The 22327-nt window shown below is 52.0% G+C and carries 21 protein-coding genes; 8 read left to right on the forward strand and 13 right to left on the reverse strand.

Annotation, left to right across the window (positions count from 1 at the left end; translation table 11 throughout):
- Positions 1 to 31 precede the first annotated feature (31 nt).
- Genes DWX59_RS21635 through DWX59_RS21645 form a run of 3 tightly spaced genes read right to left on the reverse strand, consistent with a single transcriptional unit; the run spans position 32 to position 3723 of the window.
- A complete protein-coding gene (locus tag DWX59_RS21635) occupies positions 32 to 1378 on the reverse strand; it encodes an alanine/glycine:cation symporter family protein (protein WP_117561260.1) in 1347 nt (448 codons plus the stop codon).
- A 26-nt stretch (positions 1379 to 1404) separates the two neighbouring features.
- A complete protein-coding gene (locus tag DWX59_RS21640; RefSeq protein ID WP_117561262.1) occupies positions 1405 to 2394 on the reverse strand; it encodes a PHP domain-containing protein in 990 nt (329 codons plus the stop codon).
- A 24-nt stretch (positions 2395 to 2418) separates the two neighbouring features.
- The gene (locus tag DWX59_RS21645; protein ID WP_117561265.1) at positions 2419 to 3723 is read right to left on the reverse strand and encodes an MFS transporter; all 1305 of its coding nucleotides are present in this window, start codon (positions 3721 to 3723) and stop codon (positions 2419 to 2421) included.
- Between the two features lie 441 nt (positions 3724 to 4164).
- On the opposite strand from DWX59_RS21645, the gene DWX59_RS21650 reads away from it, so the two are divergent.
- From DWX59_RS21650 to sdaAA, 3 genes are read left to right on the forward strand one after another with little or no spacing between them, the layout of a single operon-like run.
- Positions 4165 to 4944, forward strand: a complete 780-nt coding sequence (locus tag DWX59_RS21650) for a DeoR/GlpR family DNA-binding transcription regulator (RefSeq protein WP_117561268.1) — start codon at positions 4165 to 4167, stop codon at positions 4942 to 4944.
- A 28-nt stretch (positions 4945 to 4972) separates the two neighbouring features.
- On the forward strand, positions 4973 to 5632 hold the full coding sequence (gene sdaAB, locus DWX59_RS21655) for an L-serine ammonia-lyase, iron-sulfur-dependent subunit beta (RefSeq protein WP_117561270.1): 660 nt from the start codon (positions 4973 to 4975) through the stop codon (positions 5630 to 5632).
- A 20-nt stretch (positions 5633 to 5652) separates the two neighbouring features.
- On the forward strand, positions 5653 to 6588 hold the full coding sequence (gene sdaAA, locus DWX59_RS21660) for an L-serine ammonia-lyase, iron-sulfur-dependent, subunit alpha (RefSeq protein ID WP_117561273.1): 936 nt from the start codon (positions 5653 to 5655) through the stop codon (positions 6586 to 6588).
- A gap of 160 nt (positions 6589 to 6748) precedes the next feature.
- Here sdaAA and DWX59_RS21665 read toward each other — a convergent pair whose 3' ends face one another.
- Both DWX59_RS21665 and DWX59_RS21670 read right to left on the reverse strand, forming a co-directional pair.
- A complete protein-coding gene (locus DWX59_RS21665) occupies positions 6749 to 8137 on the reverse strand; it encodes a polysaccharide deacetylase family protein (RefSeq protein WP_117561276.1) in 1389 nt (462 codons plus the stop codon).
- Positions 8138 to 8175: 38 nt separating this feature from the next.
- Positions 8176 to 8727: an HD domain-containing protein gene (locus tag DWX59_RS21670; RefSeq protein WP_117561278.1), complete on the reverse strand. Its 552-nt coding sequence runs from the start codon at positions 8725 to 8727 to the stop codon at positions 8176 to 8178.
- A 209-nt stretch (positions 8728 to 8936) separates the two neighbouring features.
- On the opposite strand from DWX59_RS21670, the gene DWX59_RS21675 reads away from it, so the two are divergent.
- Together DWX59_RS21675 and DWX59_RS21680 are read left to right on the forward strand one after the other, a co-directional pair.
- Positions 8937 to 10160, forward strand: coding sequence for a hypothetical protein (locus tag DWX59_RS21675; RefSeq protein ID WP_117561280.1), 1224 nt, complete (start codon positions 8937 to 8939; stop codon positions 10158 to 10160).
- Positions 10161 to 10400: 240 nt separating this feature from the next.
- Positions 10401 to 11228 (forward strand): MBL fold metallo-hydrolase, encoded by an 828-nt coding sequence (locus DWX59_RS21680; protein WP_117561283.1) that lies wholly within the window; start codon positions 10401 to 10403, stop codon positions 11226 to 11228.
- 140 nt (positions 11229 to 11368) lie between these two features.
- On the opposite strand, the gene DWX59_RS21690 is transcribed toward DWX59_RS21680, so the two are convergent.
- The 6 genes from DWX59_RS21690 to DWX59_RS21715 all read right to left on the reverse strand — a co-directional run bounded on the left by DWX59_RS21690 (position 11369) and on the right by DWX59_RS21715 (position 17301).
- A complete protein-coding gene (locus tag DWX59_RS21690; protein ID WP_117561396.1) occupies positions 11369 to 12361 on the reverse strand; it encodes a TRAP transporter substrate-binding protein in 993 nt (330 codons plus the stop codon).
- A 214-nt stretch (positions 12362 to 12575) separates the two neighbouring features.
- Positions 12576 to 13229, reverse strand: a complete 654-nt coding sequence (locus DWX59_RS21695) for an SGNH/GDSL hydrolase family protein (protein ID WP_117561285.1) — start codon at positions 13227 to 13229, stop codon at positions 12576 to 12578.
- Positions 13226 to 14530, reverse strand: a complete 1305-nt coding sequence (locus DWX59_RS21700; protein WP_117561288.1) for a TRAP transporter large permease — start codon at positions 14528 to 14530, stop codon at positions 13226 to 13228. The genes DWX59_RS21695 and DWX59_RS21700 overlap by 4 nt, the downstream gene beginning before the upstream one ends.
- A complete protein-coding gene (locus DWX59_RS21705; RefSeq protein WP_117561291.1) occupies positions 14527 to 15021 on the reverse strand; it encodes a TRAP transporter small permease in 495 nt (164 codons plus the stop codon). Before DWX59_RS21705 ends, DWX59_RS21700 begins: the two co-directional genes overlap by 4 nt.
- Positions 15022 to 15097: 76 nt before the next feature.
- Positions 15098 to 16195, reverse strand: a complete 1098-nt coding sequence (locus DWX59_RS21710) for a TRAP transporter substrate-binding protein (protein ID WP_227115996.1) — start codon at positions 16193 to 16195, stop codon at positions 15098 to 15100.
- Between the two features lie 17 nt (positions 16196 to 16212).
- Entirely contained in the window at positions 16213 to 17301 is a 1089-nt protein-coding gene (locus DWX59_RS21715; protein WP_117561293.1) for a substrate-binding domain-containing protein, read from the reverse strand.
- 257 nt (positions 17302 to 17558) lie between these two features.
- On the opposite strand from DWX59_RS21715, the gene nagA reads away from it, so the two are divergent.
- From nagA to DWX59_RS21730, 3 genes are read left to right on the forward strand one after another with little or no spacing between them, the layout of a single operon-like run.
- The gene (gene nagA / locus DWX59_RS21720) at positions 17559 to 18743 is read left to right on the forward strand and encodes an N-acetylglucosamine-6-phosphate deacetylase (protein ID WP_117561296.1); all 1185 of its coding nucleotides are present in this window, start codon (positions 17559 to 17561) and stop codon (positions 18741 to 18743) included.
- A gap of 35 nt (positions 18744 to 18778) precedes the next feature.
- Positions 18779 to 19519, forward strand: coding sequence for a glucosamine-6-phosphate deaminase (locus tag DWX59_RS21725; RefSeq protein WP_227115995.1), 741 nt, complete (start codon positions 18779 to 18781; stop codon positions 19517 to 19519).
- Between the two features lie 60 nt (positions 19520 to 19579).
- Positions 19580 to 20353 carry a glucosamine-6-phosphate deaminase gene (locus DWX59_RS21730; protein ID WP_117561298.1) on the forward strand — a complete coding sequence of 258 codons (774 nt, stop codon included), beginning with the start codon at positions 19580 to 19582 and terminating at the stop codon, positions 20351 to 20353.
- 126 nt (positions 20354 to 20479) lie between these two features.
- Here DWX59_RS21730 and DWX59_RS21735 read toward each other — a convergent pair whose 3' ends face one another.
- Entirely contained in the window at positions 20480 to 21784 is a 1305-nt protein-coding gene (locus DWX59_RS21735; protein ID WP_117561301.1) for a TRAP transporter large permease, read from the reverse strand.
- The gene (locus DWX59_RS21740; protein WP_117561304.1) at positions 21784 to 22308 is read right to left on the reverse strand and encodes a TRAP transporter small permease; all 525 of its coding nucleotides are present in this window, start codon (positions 22306 to 22308) and stop codon (positions 21784 to 21786) included. Before DWX59_RS21740 ends, DWX59_RS21735 begins: the two co-directional genes overlap by 1 nt.
- Positions 22309 to 22327 lie beyond the last annotated feature (19 nt).

A 22327-nucleotide genomic window follows, 5' to 3' on the forward strand; every position in this document is an offset into this window, starting at 1 on the left:
TGGAGGATGCGGCCCGTCAGGACGGCATCCGTTAAACATTTACTTTTGAAAAATATTCCTTTGTAGCCTTCCTGACCTGGGGCGCCAGCACCACCATGGCAATCAGGTTGGGAATGGTAAGCAGGCCCAGGGCAATATCCTGGATGACCCATACCAGTTCGATTTCCGCCAATGCCCCAACGATACAGAAGCACGGGAATACGTATTTAAACTTTTCCGCCACCTTGCTTCCGAATATATAATTCAGTCCCACAAAGCCAAAGTACCACTGGCTCATAAGGGTGGTGGAAGAGAAAAGCAGAAGGCAGAGGGCCACCACATACCGCAGCGGTTCCCACACGCTTGCAAATGCATTGATTGCCAGCACATTACCCGGCGCCCCGGAATCCAGTACCCCGGTCACGCCCAGAATAAGTCCTGTAATGGTGCAGATGACAAATGTATCCAGAAATACTTCTGCCACGCCTGTTATGCCCTGTTCAACCGGGTGGTCCACCTGTGCGGCTGAGTGGATTACAGGAGCCGAGCCTTCCCCTGCTTCATTGGAATAGAGTCCCCGGGCAACCCCCTTCTGCATTGCAATCAGCATGGAACCCATGGCGCCTCCGGCCATGGCCCTCAGGCCAAATGCCCCGGCAAAAATGTCTGCAAACACCCCCGGCACCTTGGTAATATTGGCAAGGATGATAATAAGGCCCCCGGCCACATAAATCAGGGCCATGGAGGGAACCAGGGTCTGGGCCACATGGGCCAGACGCTTAAGTCCGCCCAGGGTAATGACAAAAATAAGAAGGACAAGCACTATACCGGTGGTCATGTAAGGAACCCCAAAGTTTTCCTTCATCACCCCGCTTATGGTATTGGACTGGATGAAGTTGCCTCCTATGATCTGGGTTACCATGAAAAAGGCGCAGAGCGTGGCCAGCCAGGGGATGTGCAGCCCCTTCTTTATGTAATACATGGGACCGCCCACGTAATTGCCTTCTTCATTCTTCTCCCGGTACAGCATGCCCAGGATGATTTCCCCGTACTTGGTTGCCATGCCCACAAAGGCAGCAACCCACATCCAGAAGATGGCTCCCATGCCTCCGGCCAGCACGGCCGTGGATACGCCCACGATATTGCCGCTTCCCACACAGGATGCCACCGCGGTACACAGGGCCTGAAAGGAAGAAATGGTTCCAGACTCTTTGGATTCTTTATTCTTGGAACGGATCGGCTCCCACACGGTCTTCCTGATAATGTATCCAAAACGCCGTATCTGGATTCCTCCAGTAATGACTGTATACAAAATACCGACACCCAGAAGCACGAACAGCAGCCAGTTGCCCCAGAGCCAGTCATCAAAGGCCGTAAGAATTGCCTGAAATTCTTTCATTCTTCCTTTCCTCCTTTACGTACGGTCTACCACTCCAGATAAATGGGATTTGTCCACGCAGTACGTCCATACCGGTCCACTGCCTCCACGCGCACATAGGTTTCATGGCCCTTCAGCTGGTATTTTGCATGACTGAGCGTATCCTTAAACCGTTCGCCCAGCACCGTGGTCCCGTCATTGATGATATTCCCACATACAAAGTTTACATGGTTCACGGCAGATGTGTCAATCCATACCTTCCCATCCCTTACTCCCCAGTCATGGATTTCCGGCCCGGAAGAGGAATAGTAGTTGCCGTCTATAAAATTCTGTACAATGCTGTCATGACTCAGATCCGGTGCCTGGACACAGATCCAGCCGCCGCATGAATCTTCAAAAAGACCTTCATTATGATTGTCATCACTGGCAAAGGCATTCATCCGTCTGCCCATGCGCAGCATCCTGTCCCAATAGGTCACGTCATACCCTGTGTTGGATTCCTGGACCGTATTAAAGTTAAAGATTTCCAGGGCGCTGATGCCTTCCGTATATATGAACTCCTCCTCCGTCACCCTGCTCCAGATAGGGTGGTTATACGTTGTCACACAGCCGTGGTCCCTGAGCATATCCGCCACTTCCTGGGCAGCCTCTGGCCCGGTCCACTCCCCAAAGAACTTCATGGGCGGAATATACTGCATATGTTTGTATGTCCCAAGAGGCGCCGCATCCTGCATGGCCTGTGTCCCAAGTATGCCGTGAAGATGGTGTATCTTATAACGCTCATTGGTCCCCTTTGCCCGGTACAGCACCACGCTGCCCTCCACGGCAGGCACTATGATAAATGTCTCCGTGTTAAACTGCTCCCTGTAATCCGTGAATATGTCATGTTCTGAAAAGCAGAGGAAATGATATCCGTTTTCCTTATACAGCTTTACGGACTGTTCCGGGGTAAGCATGCCGTCCGATATGGTGGTATGGCTGTGGATATTTCCCTTATACCAGCTGCCGCAGTTCTTAAAACCATTATATTCTTTCATCCTATCATACCATCCTTCCGATTCTTACTGTGCACTATCCGCTGCATGGCACTTCTTGATGCGGTGGATTAAGAATGTAGATACGCCCACGCCCACAACGGCCCATGCAATCATGACCCCAAATACAATCCTGAATCCAGTCATACCCGGGTATTTGTCAAGAAAGCTTCCGTACATCACATAGGCAAATGCGTTGGGCAGATAAATCACAAGAGATGCAAGGCTCATGGCAGCGCCGGTGATTTCCTTGGGGACCCTGACTTCATCCATTGGCGCAAAGAACACGGCGCGCATGGTAAATACAATGGCGCCAAAGCCAAGGGTACAGGCTGCTCCCAGGATCCAGCTTCCGTTCTGCCCCAGCGTCTCATGAGGTACCATGAGGAATGCCGCCATTGCAATGATACATACCACGAAGCCGGCCCTGATGTGCTTGGCTGATGATCTGTGTACTTTATCAGACATGAAGCCGCCGATTGGGCCGCCAACCATCTTAAGGCCATACTGGTTGATGATCCCATACATTCCCACTGCGGTTGCAGGCAGGAAATAAATCTGGTTTAAGAATGGTATGAAGTAGGTAAGTCCGCAATATATACAGTATACCGTAAATCCGTTTAATGAAACAGCCCATATATCCACACTCTTAACAGCCTGCATCATGCCGCCGAATGCCGCCTGCGCCTTGTTGACTTCCTTGCCGGTCTCATCCACACGCTTTTCATCATTGGGGACAAATATCAGGCAGAGCACTCCGGCTGCAGCGGTGACAGCGGATAAAAACAGGAGGCCGCCCCTTAATGCGCCCGCGCCCTCTCCCATTGCCTTAAAGATGGCAAGGGCCGTGGATGCAATGATTACATCTACAATGCCGCGTCCCATTTCCAGAAAACCGAACATACGGCCCTGGGTCTTCTCATCGCCCAGCAGACGGATGGCCTTTAATAACACGGGCCAGTATGTAACCTCCCCCAGGATGGCCATGACGCCAAATGCTGCCAGGAATCCCCAGTATCCCGGGAAGGTGGACAGATATACGCCCACTGCCCCAAGTCCGATCAGGGAACCGCCTATCATATACTTCTTGCTGAACATATCGCAGATGTAGATACCGGCAATCAGGCCAATGGTCTGTACAATTCCGTACGCGCTCAGGGCGCCGCCTATCTGGGTATTGGAAAGACCCATGAACTGCTGCATAGGTACATAGAACATGTCTTTCATGGATGAAAGCTTAAATGCAATTCCTCCTGAAAGTGTGAGGATACAGAATACCAGCCAGCGGTTTGGGGCCGCCTTTACAATCTTTGCCCTTGTCTCATTACTCATGTCATTAAATCTCCTTTCGTCATATATACCTGATACTGCGCAGCATGGACATTTCCGCCCTAAGCGCCAATGGTATACCCGTTCCCGGCGGGCCATGTAATTTTGCTACAGACTTAGTATATCTGCTTTTTATTGGGTTTTCAAGCATTTTCGCAATAATATCAAATTTTTTCGCAATTATAACAAATTATTTGTTGGGTTTTTGTGCATTTAGCATCTATAAAATTGGGTTTCCCTCCGTTATAATGAATATATCCGCAACGATTCGCAAGTTTTTACAACACTTTTTTCTGGCCGGCCCAAGGTCCGGACTGGGTTTTTATTGGGAATCATTGCATATTCCCTTTTCTAAATTGGGAAATTGGGGTATAATATAAAAACTGTACATCAACACAAAACATGGCATCAGAAGGATGACATCGGAAGGGAGGGCAATCATTCATGCTGGCAAAGCAGCGCTATAACAAGATTCTGGAACTTTTGGATAAAGATGGGATTGTACATACAGCCGAACTGGTAAAACTAATGGGGGTATCATCTGAGACAGTACGCAAAGACCTTGAATACCTGGACAACCAGGGACGTCTGTCCAGGGTGCACGGGGGAGCCGTGCCGGTTGATAATGGGACCACGCCGGATATGCCCGGGGGATACATTTCCCTGCAGATACGTAATTCCCAGCACCTGGAGCAGAAATCAGCCATCACGGCAAAGGCGGCATCCATGGTGGCGGAGGGACAGATTATTGCATTGGATTATGGAAGCACCAGCCAGATGATGGCGCTGACCCTTAAGGAACGTTTCAACAGACTGACCGTGGTTACCAATTCCATTCAGAATGCCCTAATCCTGGCCGAGAACCCGGGGATTACCATCATCCTTACGGGCGGGGTCCTGAACCGGGATGAATACACCCTGGTCAATGATTTTTCCGCCACACTGGAGAGTATACACATAGATATCATGTTTATGACTGTCACGGGCATTGACCCGGTGGTGGGCTGTACGGACCAGCGGCTCAGTGAGATACGGATCCAGAACCAGCTACATCAGTCTGCCAGCCGGACCATTGTCCTGGCGGATTCCTCTAAGTTCGGCAAAGCCAGCCTGATTAAGATATGCCCCTTTGAGGAGATTGACACCATCATAACCGACGGGGGAATCACCCCGCTGATGGAAGAGAAAATCCGCAAGACCGGTACAAGGCTTATTATTTCATGAAAAAAGTCATAAAGAAAGGCGAGAAACCATGAACGTTTTTGATATCCTCGGGCCTGTGATGATTGGCCCGTCCAGCTCCCACACAGCAGGGGCCGCCAGAATCGGCCGTATCACGCTGGCACTTTTAGGAGCCCCCGCCGTAAAGGCAGACATTTTCCTTCACGGATCATTTGCCAAGACATATAAAGGGCACGGAACCGATAAGGCGCTGATTGCAGGCATCATGGGCATGTCCACGGATGACAGCCGCATACGCCGGGCGCCTGAGCTTGCAAGGGAACAGGGGCTTGCGGTCACCATAACCACCGGCGACATTGACGGCGCCCATCCCAACACCGCCAGGGTGGCCCTGACGGACGCCGATGGCAACCGGGTATCCCTTCTGGGCAGCAGCATAGGAGGCGGCAACATCCTGGTAACAGAGGTCAACGGTATGGAGGTATCCATTACGGGCCAGCATACCACCCTGATCGTGCTCCACCGTGATGCGCCGGGCACCATTGCAGCCGTGACAGAGGTCATGGCTGAAGCAGGGGTCAATATCTGTAATTTCCGCCTTTCCAGACAGCAAAAGGGCGGGGATGCCGTGATGACCATTGAAATCGACGGCAGCTTTGGACCGGAACTGAACCAGAAAATCAAGGTACTGCCCAATGTTTTCTCCAGTACCATGCTGCAGCCCATTTAACAACAAGGAGGAATCTTACGATGGAACTAGATTTTAATTACTCTTCCGTGGCCGGTATCGTGGCTGCCGCGGAGCAGGCCGGACTTCCCATCTCCCGGCTTGTGTTGAACCAGCAGGCGCTGCAGATGGAGCAGAGTGAGGAATCTATATACGAACACATGAAAAGCAATTACAGGGTCATGGCTGAATGCATTGAACCAGGATGTAAGAAAGACCTGCGCAGTACCAGCGGACTCACAGGCGGCAGCGCCTACAAGATGCGCCGGATTGCGGAAAGCGGCACAAGCCTTACCGGCTCCTTCCTTTCAGGCGCGCTGTACCGCGCACTGGCTGTTTCAGAACTGAATGCCTCCATGGGCCGTATCGTGGCTGCTCCCACTGCCGGAAGCTGCGGTATCCTTCCCGCCGCCCTCCTGACCATGCAGGAGGAAAAGAATATTCCTGAAAGGGATTGTGTCATGTCCCTGTTTACAGCCTCTGCCGTGGGCATGGTCATTGCCAATAACGCATCCCTGGCAGGCGCCCAGGGCGGATGTCAGGCCGAGTGCGGCTCTGCGGCAGCCATGGCGGCCGCTGCCATTGTGGAGCTGGCCGGAGGCACTCCCCGCATGGCGGGACATGCCATCGCCATTGCCATCAAAAACATTCTTGGACTTGTATGCGACCCGGTGGCCGGCTTAGTGGAAATACCATGTATCAAGCGCAATGCCTCCGGAGTGGCAGGAGCCTTTGTGGCAGCCGAACTGGCGCTGGCCGGCATCGAAAGCGCCATCCCTGCGGATGAGGTCATCTGGACCATGAAAAAGGTTGGGGACGCCATGTCCTCGTCCCTTAAGGAGACAGCAGAAGGCGGGCTTGCCGCCACTCCAACCGGAAGGCGTCTCCACGAGCAGGTCTTTGGAACTGCCAGGGAACCCGGAAGCGGGTGCAGCGGATGCGGTGGGTGTGCATCCTAGGGCGTGTCTGAAAATTCATTAAGGGCCGCTGCCGTACAGTCTGTGGATTCATTCCTGACTGTATGGCAGCGGCCCTTAATCATGCCCATATAGGCTTCATCCTATATATGCCCCATGTTATATATCATGGCTGTTGTACCGTGAGACTGGATATTACCCTCTACCTGAACTGGCTGTACTTGTGTCCCGGGGCAGCCCCTCCCCTGTAGGCAGCCAGCTCACTGACCGTTACAAGCTGGTAGCCCCTAGCTGTCAGTTCAGGAATCAGCACCACTGCCGCGTCGGCCGAGGTGCTGTATATATCATGCATCAGGATAATGTCCCCATCCCTTACCTGACTCAGGACCGTGTCAATGGTCCTCTGGGCGTTCCGATGCTGCCAGTCCCTTGTATCAATGGACCACATGATGGCTGACATCCCCATGTTGCCCACCACGGACAGGGACCTGGTGTCAATGTATCCGCCCGGAGGACGCATCAGCACCGGCGAGACACCGCATATGGCTTCAATCTTCTGGTTGGTGGAACCTATCTGGCTGATGATCCCATCCGCACTCAGCTTAGAGATGTATTTGTGGTCATGGGTATGGTTCGCCACTTCACAGCCCTGGGCCACCATACGTTTGATTATGCCTGCATTGGCATTCACATTGGAGCCCACCATGAAGAAAGTGGCCCTTCCCCCATTGGCCTGCAGGCTGTCCAGGATCCTGCCGGTAACCGATGTCTTAGGCCCGTCATCAAAGGTAAGTGCAATCATGGGCCTTGAGGGGTCGATGGAAGCAGATACCGCAGGAGCCTGTACCGGTTCCGCAGGAAGGCCTGCGCCTTTGGCCGTGATGGAGGCGCGGATACCGTCTACCCTGAGTCCAGCCCCCTCCACACCCGAGGCGCTGCCGTTGGCAGCCCAGTCCGTCCATGACCCGTTCTGGAGCACCCGGTAATATAAGTCATAATTAGCTGCCGCGCTTCCGGTCAGTTCCATGCGGATGGATTCAAGAGGCATGACTCCTTCTGCACCGCCCGCCTCTGCTCCGTCTTCGGACCAGGGCAGCCAGCCGGAACCGCTCAGGTTAACCTGATACCGGATTCCCACCTGCGCACCCTCGGGTATCTGAATCAGATTGGCCCTTATGGAAGTTACCCAGGCCCCTGCCCCAGCCGCACAGGGATGGTTGTCCGCAGTAACCGCGCTCCAGCCCTGCTGTACCACAAAAGCACTGTAATTGACCTGCAGGGGGGGGTCCGGCTGGACAGGAGGCGCAGCCTGTTCCTGGCCCTCCGCCTGCCCTGCCTGGGCTTGGCCCTCTGCCTGCCCTTCCGCCTGCCCTGCCTGGCTCTGGCCCTCCGCCTGCCCTGCCTGGCCCTGGCCTTCCGCCTGCCCTGCCTGGCCCTCCGCCTGCCCTGCCGCGCCGGGACCTGTCTGTTCCGACCTGGCTGCCCCGATGCCCGTGGTGCCGGCAGCCGCGGTCAGCCCCTGTGTGCTGAAAATAATTCCGGCTGTCAGTATGGCAGCCGTTAATCTACAAAACCTTCCAACTCTTTTCATGGATAATCTCCTTACCTATTCAAATTACCGGGAATCTGTCATTCCTGCACGTATACATCCTCGCCGAATACATTCCTGCAAAGCATGATATATTCCTGATAATATACGTGACTCTCCAGTTCCTTCAATGCATGTGCAATTCCCCAGTAATACCACGCATGCTTTCTCTTATCCTTCTCATTAAAGCGCTGCCATATGTGATCCCCCATGACCAGGTAATCTCTGGCCGTGCTCCGCATATTGCTGAGCTTGTCCCCCAAAGCCAGTATCTTAATCTCCCTGGAGGCAGTCATGAGATGACGGACCGTATACCCCTTCCTCTCCTGCCAGGTCTTTCTCTTATCTTCGCTTTCATCCATCACCAGCCAGGCCACCCTGGGACCAAAAGCCTGCTCCAGCTCTTCCCGCGTAACCCCGGCATCCTCCATAACGTCATGCAGCAACGCAGCTGCAATCATCTCTTCATCATCCGTAAATGCGGATACAATCACTGCTGCTTCCATGGGATGTGTAATGTAGGGAATGTCCGTCCCCTTCCTGAATACCCCCCTGTGTGCCCTTTCGGCAAATACAGCTGCTTCTCCTATCATGGGTTCTGCTCCTTTTGTGACGGCGTATTTTATTTTATGGATCCTGTGTCCTGAACCGGCAGGACTACACCTATCATACCATAACCAGCTGTTCTTTTGAAGAGTGTTGTGCAATCTTTGGCATTTTCCAACTTCACCTTGTAAGAAAAGGTATTTTCTGATATGCTATAAAAGTATTTTTGGTGCTTATACTTTAAGGAGGATTTTTTATGAATCGTCATTCATCATATTCCGCCCCCCGCAGCGAGCGTCCATCCGGCTCCTACGGCGGTCAGAGGGGCCGCAGCAACAAGCGCAACACCTATAATAAACGTTCCTGGAAGGACAACCGGACCCTGTTCAACCTGGTATGCTTCATCCTTCCCTTTATCATCCTGAACCTGATCATCCTTTTCCTGGCTGTCTCAACGCCAAAGATTGAATATACGGTATCTGATACCCAGGACTATAAGACGGTGGAACTGAGTGTCAAAATCCGTTCCCTGCTTCCTATAAAGGAAATGACGGTAAGCCTTGAGACACAACCCCTGGAGATGGTTAAGGAAAAAGGGGTATATAAGGCCACCCTGGAAAATAACGGGACCCTGGAAATATATGTAACCGGCTGGAACGGAATGTCCAACCGTATATACGACCATGTTGCCACCCTGGACGATGCGCCGCCCACCATCAATGAAGAGGATTATGTGATGGAAGGAGGCCGGCTCACCATCAATGTAGGCGACAGCCAGTCCGGCGTCAACTTTGATACCGCCTATGCAACAGATGAAAATGACCAGACGGTAAAGCCTGTGAACGTCACCAAGAACACCGGCAGCACCGGGACCACAGGTACAAGCGGAACCATTACCTTCCCCATGGATACCGCCTCCCTGACCGTCTACATAGAAGACTACGCAGGCAATACATTCAAGGCCTCCTTCACCAGCCACACCGAAGGCATTGATACCAGCAGCCGTGACAATGATTTTTCATCAGATGATTCCGGCAGCAGTTCCTCCGGCAGCGCCTCCAAGTCAGGCAGTACAACCAAGGAAACCACCAAGGCTGCTAAGGAGACCACCAAGGCCGCCAAGGAAACCACCAAGGCCGCCAAGGAAACCACCAAGGCTGCTAAGGAGACCACCAAGGCTGCCAAGGAGACCACTAAGGCTGCCAAGGAAACCACTAAGGCTGCCAAGGAAACCACCAAGGCTGCCAAGGAAACCACCAAGGCGCCGGAAACCACCAAGGCGCCGGAAACCACCAAAGCGCCGGAAACCACTGCGGCCAATACCTTGTCACCATCACCCACCCAGGCCACCAATGCACCTGCCGGACCGGGAGGGGATACCGCACCGACACAGTCCCCAAGCCCGTCGCCCACCCAGGGTTCGCAGCCGGCATCGCCCACCAGCGGGGCCAGTGATATTGTTGTGGTGCCTGTGGGTTAGGGCCTGTTTGGAAAACCATTCCCGCCATCCGTATACCCTATGACATATCATATATGAATCATGATCAGGCCATGACTTCCGTATAAGGGATACATGGCCTGAAACTGTCCTGTCACCGTATCATCTGCCGTACCAAAGGGAAAGGAGACATAATGGATACCATTATAAGGATACCTGCTAAAAACCGATCATCCTCTGTGCAGCCCTACAACTAAGTATTTGTGCAGAGGAGAATATAAAATGAAGCGATTAAACAGACCACTGGTTACCCAGGAAACAATAAAGGCCATGGAAGACATGTCCTTCTTCACACACGCCATGATATTTGATGACCTTCTAATCATTGCCCAAAGGGAGACCAGCTGTTTTGTACTATGGACCACTGACGGACTAATCATAATCGATGCAATCTGGCCGGCAAGACCGGCATTTGATGCAATTGTCAATGCCATCAGCGATGCGGGATGGGGCGGATGCCCGGTGAAAAAGCTGCTGCTTACCCATGGACACGTTGACCACACGGGCTGCGGCAGATGGCTGGCAGAAAGGTACCGCCTTAAAACCTACCTGTCGGAAACAGACGATGTCTTCTGGCAGGAGCATCCGGCCAAACCAGACCGGCCGGAAACCTGGAAGGATTACAGGATTGATTGCTATATAAAGGACAAGGATACCATCACCCTGGGGGACAAGACCATATATGTCTGCGGCACACCAGGACATACCCCGGGATGCCTGAGCTATCTGTTTCCTGTAACGGAAAACGGACAGACCCACATGGCGGCTTTATGGGGAGGCGCCACCCCGCCCCGGACAAGGGAGGGGGTAGTACAGTATCTGGAATCCCTGGATTATTTTATGGAGGCAGCAAAGGAAAGGAATGCGGACGTGGCATTAAGTAACCACACTTCCATTGACAATGGGCTGGAACGCATTGCATATGCAGCAAAAAGGATGTCCTATATGCCTAATATCTATATCATCGGACAGGACGGATTCCGGCAATACTGTCAGGTGTTCAGGACCCTGAGCAGCGAAATGCTGCAGCGCATCCGCAAAACCCAGTAACTCCGCAAAACCCAGCAACTCTGCAAAACCCAGCAACTCCGCAAAACCCAGCAACTCCGCAAAACCCAGCAACTCCGCAAACCACATGGGGCCATCCTGCCCAGTGCGCGCAAAAAGCCATGTCTCCCATTTGAAATCATTCAATGGCCAGACATGGCTTTTCCCGCTTCCATGATTGCGTTTATGATATCTACATAATCCGAACAGTACTTTTCATACATGGGGGCAACCGCTTCCTGAAACCTTGCCTTTTCCCTGGGCGTCAGCTCTGTTACAACACAGCCTGCATTCCTCACGAAGTTCTCAGAAATCTTCTCCCTGGCCGCCCACAGCTGTCTCTCATACTTTGCCGATTCCAGCGCGCACTCCTTGATGATGCTTCTGTACTCCGGGGAAAGCTTATCCCATGTGGGCTGGGCCGCAAGCTGCAGCTCCGGTACGCGCGTGTGTTCATCCAGGGTATAATATTTAGCCACCTCGTAATGCCTGGTGGATTCATAGGAAGGCCAGTTATTCTCAGCCCCGTCTATCTTGCCGGTCTGAAGCCCGGAATATACTTCCCCATACGCAGCAGGCACAGGCGTGGCTCCCAGGGCCTCAATGGTGTCCTTCATCAGTTCAGATTCCTGGACCCGGATATTCAGCCCCTTCATATCCTCCAGGCATTCAATGGGCTTTGCCGTACTGTAAAAGTTCCTGGCCCCCGCATCATACCAGGACAGGGCCACCAGGTGGGAACCGCCAAAGGAATTCATGAAATCATCCCCGATACTCCCCTCCAGGACCTTCCACATATGTTCCCTGCCTGTATACAGATAGGGCATCTGAAGCACATTGAGCTTGGGCACGAATTCAGCCAGCGGTGAAAGGGATACCCTGGCAAAATCAACGCCCCCAAACTGGAGCTGTTCAATTACCGTCTTTTCATCCCCAAGCACGCCGCCTGCATTGACCTGAATCTCAATCTTGCCTCCGGTCCGCTCATACACCAGTTCCGCAAACTTGTACGCGCCCTGGGTGGTGGGATAATCCTCGGCCTGGTTTTCCGCATAGGTCAGGACAAATTCCGGCACATTGGCCTGGGCCTTCTCCCGTTCCGCCCTGCTGCGGCAGGCAGTGGCAGCACAACACATCAATAATACCAGCCCGCACAATACCGCTGCCCATATCTTCTTTTTCACGCCGCACATTTCTCCTTCTCCCAATCTATTTTCAAACAATCTGAGGTGTGTCTGAAAAACAATCAGCACGTCTTTCTGCCTGTCTCTTATCATACCATATTTTATATCATAATTCCAGGGGAAGGATTATCCGTGTGCAGGTCTGGAACCGTGTCTTACCGTAATGCTAATACGAGGAGGTATCCGCCAGACATCCTTTTACTGCCGGCGCCAATGCCTCTGCCAGTTTTTTATGCTCCGCCGCCGTCATATGAAGCTTATCTTCATCGCTGGCCTGGGCCACGGATGCGGCATCAAAGAAGCAGCAGCCTTTTTCACTGCATATCTGTCTGTACTCCCTGGCAAACGCGTGGGACATTTCCACTGCCTCTGTGGTAAAGCAGCCATAAATACCGTCCTCAATCCCCTCCTTAATGAATACAGGCGAGACTACCAGAATCTGGGGCCTTGGATAGACGGGTTCAAAGGGAAATGAAAGGATAACGTCAATGACCTGCCCCATCGCCTTTCCCAAATCCCAGGCCGTGGCCTGGAACCGGTGTTTTAAATCATTGGTTCCAAGGGAAAGGATGATTAAATCCAGCGGATTATGGCTGGCAATGCAGGGGACCAGCATTTTAAGCCCGTTCCTTCCATAGGAAAGTTCATCGTCAAAGACCGTGGTCCTTCCTCCGCATCCTTCTTCTATTATATTGTACTCCGGCCCCAGCAGCTGCCTGAGCACGCCCGTCCACCGCACATCCCGGGGATGGCGGCCCCCATTCACAGGATCTGTACCGAATGTATTGCTGTCGCCATAACATAATATATTCTTCATCATAATAACCCCAACAGCCGCGGCAGGCCCAGTGAAAGCGCGGGAATGAATGTCAGCAGCAGAAGCATGATTACCATGGACAGGTAAAAGGGCATGAATCCCTTTACCACTTTTTCCACCGGCGTTTTGGCAATGGAGCAGCCGATGAACAGCGATGTGCCTACCGGCGGCGTACACAGCCCGATTCCATATGCAAGCACCAGCACAACCCCGAAATGATACGGATTAAATCCTAAAACCCCGGTTGCAATGGGATACAGGATCGGCGTGGTAAGAAGAATCAGGATTCCCATGTCCATGAAACAGCCCAGTATCAGCATCATGACCAGTAAAAGCAGGGTCAGCAGTATCTTATCAGAGGTCAGGGAAAGCAGCCAGGTGGTAAGGTTCTGCGGAACCTTCAGATAAGACATCACATAACTGAATGCGCCTGAGGCGGATATGATTGCCATTGCCATGGTCATGGTGGGAAGGCACTTCTTAAGCCCCTCAACGTACTTTTTCACGGTCATGTTCCTGTATGCAACCACGGTGATGACCAGGGCATAGACTGCGGCCACTGCCGCTGCCTCGGTGGCCGAACAGACGCCAAAGGAAGTTCCTGCGATTACGATTACGATTGCGCCAAGACCCAGGACCGCCTCCGTGACGATTTTTACATTCTCTTTCAGGGAATGCTTCTCGCCCAGGGGATACTTCTTCTGCATGGCGATGGCGTAGGCCGGAATCATCAATCCCAGTGTCAGAAGGATTCCCGGAACATAACCGCAGATTAGCAGGGTGCTGATGGAAATGCCGCTGGCTGATGCAAGGGCATAGAACAGCATGTTCTGGCTGGGAGGGATGATGACGCCCTCAACAGAGGATGTAACGGTAACAGCAACGCTGTAATCCACATCATACCCCTCATCTATCATGGCCGGGATCAGCATGGCCCCGATGGAGGATACGTCTGCCGCCGATGAGCCGGATATGCCGCCAAACAGCATGCTTACCAGTATGTTAACGATTGCCGTGCCTCCCCTGACCCTTCCCACAATGATGTTGCAGAAAGCCATCAGCTTTTTTGTTATCTCGCCGTCGGTCATTACCTGGGCCATCATGATAAAAAAGGGGACGGCGATAAAGGTAAAACTGATCAGGCTCACGGACATTTTCTGGAACAGGTTAAAATATGGGATTCCCAGATAGGTTGCCGTTATCATGGCTGAAATAGCCAGGGAAAAGGCAATGGGAATACGGATAATCATAAGTATGGCCAGTGCCGCGAATAACATGACCGTTCCGATTGCAACTTCACTCATCCTGCCGTTTCCTCCTTCTTATATGGAATCAGGGTTTCTATCAGGTTCACGATGCTGTAGACAGTCATGAGGACGCCGCTAAACACCATGGGGAAATACTGGAGTCCCTGGGACCAGTGTGTTGCAGGAAGGCGTTTCTGCAGGTTAATCTTAAATATCTTCCATCCGTAATAGGTCATGAACATACAGAATACCATCAGCAGCACATGCCTGAAAACAGTCAATGCCTTCCTGGCCAAAGGCGGAAGCTTGTTAAAGACGCCTTCTATGGCAATATGGTCATCCCTGTAAATGCCAATGGAAATACACATGAACCCAAACCATATCAGACAGGTCAGAATCACTTCCTCCGACCATACAATGGGGCTGTTGAACGCATAACGCATGACAACCGCCACAAAACAGATGGACAGCATCACAACCAACAGCGCGCAGCAGACATACTGTTCCACTGCCACGACATAGCCAAGGCCCTTCTTTATCTTACCCATAGGGTCGTTTCCTCCTCAATGATTGATAAAATACGGGGCAGACATAATGCTGCCCCATGTTATGGTTTTCCTGTTATTACTGTGCCGCACGGACCATATCCACAACCTCTTTGTACTGCGGATACTCGTCATATACAGAGGCCACTGCATCCTGGAACTCTTTTACATCAACCTCAATGATCTCACATCCGGCTTCTTCACACTTGGCCCTGGATTCCTCCTGGAAATCCTGCATGGCCTGACGCTGCCACTTGGCTGCTTCCTTCGAAGCCTTGATAACGCCTTCCTTCTGCGGATCTGACATCTTATCCCATGCAGCCTGGCTGCAGATCAGCAGCGCCGGAGGAGCCATATGTCCGTCCAGGCTGTAATACTTTGCCACTTCGTAATGTCCGGAGGTAAAATAGCTTACAAAGTCATTTTCAGCCCCGTCCACAATACCGGTCTGAAGTCCCTGGAATACCTCGCCGTATTCCATAGGGGTTGCCTCTGCGCCCAGGGCCTGAACCATGGAAATCGCCACTTCCGTGGGCTGCACGCGGAACTTCATGCCCTTTAAATCCGCCACGGACCGTATGGGCTTGTTAACCGTATAAAAGCATCTGGAACCAGCCTCATAATAGTCAAGTCCCACCATGTTATAATCGCTTAAGGCTGACAATACTGCCTGGCCGGCTTCACCGTCCAGGGCCTTGTATTTCTGTTCCGTGCTGGAGAACAGATAAGGCATTGCAAATACGCCGAATATATCAATGACAGGAGCCATTGTATTTGTATTCACACGTGAGAAATCCAGCGTCCCCATCTGTACCTGGTCAATGGAGGATGCCTCATCACACAATGCGGCGTTGGGATACACGTCAATATTAACGGTTCCGCCTGTATATTCCTTGGCAAGCTCGGCAAACATCTTCATGCCTTCCGTAACCGGGTTGCCGTCAGGCTGGTTCTCCGCCAGTTTAAAATGCAGTTCCTCCCCCATGTCCGCCTGTCCGGCTGCCTCTGAACCTTCCTCTTTTTCACCGGCAGCATCTTCTTTTTCAGCGGATGTTTCAGGTGCGGCGGCCTGGGCCGTGGTGGCAGCTGTCTCTGCGGGTTTGGCTGCGCCTCCCCCACATGCTGTCATGGACATCACCATTGCACATGATAATAGTACGGATATCGCTTTCTTCATCTACCTTTTCCTCCTCATTAGATAAATTCTTCATAAAATTTAATATTGTTCTGTAAAATTATGGATATGGGTACGCTGATTGCTTCTCCTTTGGGAGGTATCCCTTTAATCAGATATTCAAATAAGGTCTTATATCCCTGATACCCCTTCTGATACGGCCCTTTATAGACAATTGCTTTGAGGATACCATCACTCAGCATCTGGGCGCTTTCCGGGAACAGGTCGCTTCCCACCAGGAAAAGTTCATTAATCCTTCCTGAATCCATTGCCGCCTCACACAGGGGAATGGTGTTCCTGGCCCTTACGGAGTACGCGCCGATAATGCTTTTATCCTCCCTGAGGCATGCCAGCATCTGCTGCCTGTTGGCCTCTGCCCGGTATAAGTCCTGGATGCATCTTACCGTGATGTCCGCATTATTCTTCCTGAAATATTCCTCAAAACCAGCTGCGTTCATCTTATGAGACAAGGAACCTTCGTCACCTGCCGCAACAAGGATGGTGCCTTTCTGTCCTTTCAGGACCATGTTCATAAGCTCCGCTGCCAGCTGTCCGGTAAAGGTGTCATTGGGCGCCACGCAGCAGAGCCGTCCGCAGTCTTTAAAGTCATTGTCAATAAGGACCACGGCCACTCCCTTTGCCGTGAACTGGCTTAACAGGCATTCCATCCTGGAACTATTGATATTGGGCGCGGTCAGAAGCCCGTCCAGCTGGCCGCCCCATTCCTCATACAGGTTCTTTAAGATCTCCACCTGTTCCCTATCACCGGAGTCCCCGTCAACACTGAATGTGTAGTTCATCACATTCATGTTATATCCTTCTTCTTCTGCCTCGTATACCTTACAGCCCTTCCATATGTAACGGAAGTAATACTTTCCGCCTTCCTCCGGCTCCGGGAGCACCACTGCCAGATTCACCTGACGCCGCTTCAGCGCTGAGGCCACATAGTTGGCAGTATATCCCATCTCATTGGCAACATTCAGGATTTCCTGCTTCACTGCCTTGCTGACCCCTTCTTTGTTGTTCAGGGCCCGATGGACGGATACCAGGGAATACCCGCTGGCCTGGGCTATGTCCTTTAAGGTTATCTTTTTTACTTCCATCGGCATGATTCCACATCCCTTCCCACTCTCTCCCCAGCAATTGGTCACATGTTGTGAAATTAACTAAGTTAAATTGTTTTCGAAAACGTTTCCGTTATCCATATTATAGTCCAACGCAATAAGTGATGTCAATACGAAAAAAATTTTCGCTATTTTTATCCGGCATATATTCGATTTTATTGTATATTTTACCCAAAACCTATTGACTTTTAATTGCTTTTCTTCTATTCTGGAATCAATTCGACTAAAGGAGCGAAACACATATGGAGCATTTTATATTTACAAACGCCCGGATTGTACTTCCTGATACCATACTTGATGACCACTATCTATCTGTGAAAAACGGAGTAATTGAATCCATCGGCAAGGGAACGCCTGACCGGGAGCAGCTTAACTCCTGCACCACGGTGGACTGCGGCGGCCAGTATCTGTCGCCGGGATTTATCGATATCCACTGTCATGGCGGAGGCGGGGCCGACTTTATGGACGGGCACATGGAAGATATCCTCACCGCTGCCAGGGCACATCTTATCCACGGGACCACCGGAATCTGTCCCACCACACTGACCTGTTCCGATGAGGAGCTGTTTACATTTTTTGAATCCTTCAGGCAGGCCAGGGAAGTAACAGAGCAGATGCCCCACCTTTTAGGCATCCATCTGGAAGGACCTTACTTTTCCCCGGCCCAGGCCGGCGCCCAGCCCCCAAAGTATCTGGTGCATCCCAGGCCGGAGCATTATCATGAAATCCTCAGGCGGGGCCAGGGCAATATCGTAAGGTGGTCTGCTGCACCCGAACTTCCAGGCGCGCTGGAACTTGGGGATGAGCTTGCGGGAAAGGGGATTAAGGTTTCCATGGGGCACAGCGATGCCGGATTTGAGGATATTGTAAACGCGATGGAACACGGCTATAGCCAGATCACGCATTTTTACTCCGCCATGTCCACCATCACCAGGAAACGGGGACGGCGCGTACTGGGGCTGATTGAATGCGGTTACCTGTTTGACCGTCTGAAGGTTGAGATCATCGCCGATGGAATCCATCTTCCCCCTGAGTTATTAAAGTTAATCCTTAAATGCAAGAACCATGATGATATCTGCCTTGTGACAGACAGCATGCGGGGAGCAGGCATGCCGGACGGCCCCTCCCTGCTGGGTTCTAAGAAGAACGGCGTGCCCGTCATCATTGAGGACGGGATTGCCAATATGCCTGACTTCTCAAGCTTTGCAGGCAGCGTGGCCACCACGGACCGGCTGGTCCGCGTGATGGTGCAGAAGGCTGGCCTTCCTGTCTGGGAGGCGGTTAAGATGGCTTCCCTGAACCCGGCCTCCTTCCTGGGAATCCAGGAAACATACGGAAGCATCCAACCGGGGAAATCAGCGGACCTGCTTATTTTTGATGACGATATCCGTATATCTTCTGTTTACGTATCCGGTATCAGACAATAAAAACACATAATATTTTTATAAAGGAGAAATTAATTATGAGCATAATGATCCACGTATCTTCTACCCCCAGCCAGCTGGGGGCACAGGCAGCCAATGCAATTGCCGTTCTTTTAAATGAGGCCGTCAGCCGCCAGGGACATGCCCGTCTGGTGCTGTCCACCGGAGCCTCCCAGTTTGAGACCCTGGACGCCCTCATCGGCCTTGACGTTCCCTGGAGCCAGGTAGAGATGTTCCATCTGGACGAGTACGTGTCCCTTCCCGAAAGCCATCCTGCCAGCTTCCGCAAATACTTAAAAGAGCGCTTTGTCAGCAAGGTTCCCCTGAAAGCAGCTTATTTTGTTGACGGCGAGGGAGATGTGGCAGGAAATATTGCCGCCCTGTCCCGTGAACTTAAAAAGGAGCCGGTGGATGTGGGCGTCATTGGAATCGGCGAAAACGGCCACATTGCATTTAATGACCCGCCTGCTGATTTTGATACGGAAGAAGCCTATAAAATCGTTGATTTGGATGAGAGATGCAAGAAACAGCAGGTGGGCGAGGGATGGTTTGCAGATGTTGACTCAGTCCCCAAGCAGGCCATAACCATGTGCGTGAAACAAATCCTGTCATGCCGCCATATCATCTCGGCCGTCCCCCACAATGTGAAGGCCGAAGCCATCCTGCACACGGTCACAAAACCGGTGACCCCTGATGTGCCTGCAACCATCTTAAAGATGCATCCGGACTGGAGACTGTTCCTGGACAGCCAGTCAGCCGCGCGCCTGCTTTCCCTGTGATAAGCAGGGCCCGGGTCCCACGAGCCAATAAAAAGCACGAGCCAATAACAAGGAGGACTTATGGAAACCATAAGATATTTTACAAAAGATGCCTTACAATGCTTTGTCTATGAAGACCGCGGAAGGATGGGAAAAGCGGCTGCCAGGGATATCATTGCCATGATTCATGTGATGCTCTCCCAGAAACCTGTGATTAACATGATGTTCGGGGCAGCGCCGTCCCAGAATGAAGTCCTGGCCGGGCTGCGGGAAGCGGATGATGTGGACTGGACGCGGATTAACTGTTTCCACATGGATGAATACATTGGGTTATCACCGGATGCGCCCCAGGGGTTCGGAAACTTTTTGCGGGAGCATCTCTTCGGGCACAAGCCATTTGCCCAGGTAAATTATATTTCCCCTGAAACAACGGAGCCTGAGAAGGAAGCGGCCCGCTATGAAGCCCTGCTAAAAGAGCATCCCATCGATATCTGCGTCCTGGGCGTGGGGGAAAATGGACATGTGGCATTTAACGACCCGCCTGTGGCTGATTTTAAGGACACGCGGCTGGTAAAACCAGTAAAGCTGGATCCTGTCTGCCGCCAGCAGCAGGTCAATGACGGCTGCTTTGCATCCATGGACCAGGTTCCGGAATATGCCATGACGGTCACGGTTCCCGGGCTGATGGCGGCCAGGGCTTTGTTCTGCGTGGTTCCGGCGCCCACCAAGGCCCAGGCCATAGCCCGCCTTATAAACGGCCAAATATCGGAATCCTGCCCTGCCAGCATCCTCAGGCTTCAAAAATCAGCCAGGCTGTACCTGGACCCTGACTCTGCCGGCCAATTGGAATCATGAACATGTCCCAATCACAGCAAAGCTTCTGTGCATAAGACCGCGCCCATGCCGGGCGCGCAAAAAAATCTCCGCCCATACCCACATGGACGGAGATTTATGATTTTAATCATATGGAAACACCGCTGTTTATTTCGCCATGCCACCCAGTACGGTGGGCAGCCACATGCTGACAGCCGGGACAAAGGTAATCAGCAGCAGTGTAATGATCATGCACAGATAGAACGGAAGCGTCGCCTTGACCACACGCTCCATGGGCACCTTGGCAACGGCAGAGCCAATGAAAAGCACTGCGCCTACAGGAGGTGTCAGAAGGCCGATACCGCAGTTAAGGACAACCATGATACCGAACTGGATTGGATCCAGGCCAATGGAGGTTGCGATTGGAAGCAGGATTGGCGTTGCAATCAGGATGATGGGCGCCATATCCATGATGCATCCAAGAACCAGCAGGATCAGGTTCAGCAGCAGGGCCAGAAGGATTGGATTATTGGTCATGCCTGTAATGGTGCTGGCTGCCAGGTCCGGCACATGCAGCTGGGTCAGGCAGAATCCGAAGATACTGGATGTTGCAATCAATATCATAACAATGGACAAGGTGTCCACGCAGTCCCCAAGCACCCTCCAGACGCCCTTCCAGTCAAGTCCCCTGTAGATGAACACGCTGACAATCAGGCTGTAGATAACCGCCACGGCCGCGGACTCAGTGGCAGTGAACACGCCCCCAACCACGCCGAACACAACAATCAGCACAGCTGCCAGGGCCCAGAAGGAAATACCCAGCTGTTTAATCAGGTTCATGATGTTGAACTTCTCGCCCTTAGGGTAATTGCGCTTAACAGAGATTATATAGGAACCGATCATCAGTGTGACAGCCAGAAGCGCACCTGGTATATATCCTGCCAGGAAAAGGCTTCCCACGGAAATGCCTCCTGCCGTGGTTGCATAGATAACCATGTTATGGCTGGGAGGAACCAAAAGTCCCTCACAGGAAGATGTAATGGTTACAGCGGTTGAGAAATCATCATCATATCCCTGGTCCACCATCATCGGTATCAGGATGGAGCCAAGGGAAGCCGTGTCCGCGGAAGCGGAACCGGAAATACCTCCGAAGAAATAGGAAGCAACGATATTAACCATTGCCATGCCTCCGCGCATCCAGCCAACACACGCATTGGCCAGGGCAATGAGCTTTTCGGAGATACCGCCTGAACCCATCAGGCATCCCATGGTGATGAAGAAAGGGACTGCCATCAGGCTGAAGGAACTGATGCCTTTTACCATCTGCTGGCAGATGGTGGTCAGGTTATGCCCCTGGTACAGAAGGCAGAACACAGAAGAAAGCGCTACCGCATAGGCGATGGGGAAACGCAGGAATACCATCAGGAAGAAACTTCCCAGCAAAACCAGGATTGCCATGCTATTTGCATCCATTACTCCATCCCCTCCTTTACAAAGAATCCTTTAATATGATTATATATGGCTTCTATCTCAAAAACAAACATTGCCGCGCCCGCCAGAGGAACCGGGAAGTACATCCAGAATCTGGAAACCTTCGGCATGCTTACATAAGTACCCTTGGAACCAATCCCGGTGGCATATTTCCAGCCAACCGTAATCATGATGATTGCAAGGGCAAACACTGCCAGGTCGGCGAGAATATCCAGGCTTTTCACCAGATTGGACGGCAGATAGCGGTCAAATGCAGTCATGCGGATATGGGCGCCCCTTCTGATTGCAAGGGCAGCAGAAAGCACCGCCATATAGGACATACAGGTCAGTACCACTTCCTCACTCCACGCCGGATCAGGAATGAACGGTATGTATCTTCCTGCCACTGCCATGCTTGTGATAAGGATATCCACCACCAGAAGTACCTTGCAGAGAAACAGGACACACTTATATGTCACGTCATATGCGGGTTTGATTTTATCAATCTTTTCAAACATTGCTGGCATATCAATTCCCCTTTCACTA

Origin of the sequence: Enterocloster aldenensis, assembly GCF_003434055.1 — a bacterium.
GTDB lineage: Bacteria > Bacillota > Clostridia > Lachnospirales > Lachnospiraceae > Enterocloster > Enterocloster aldenensis.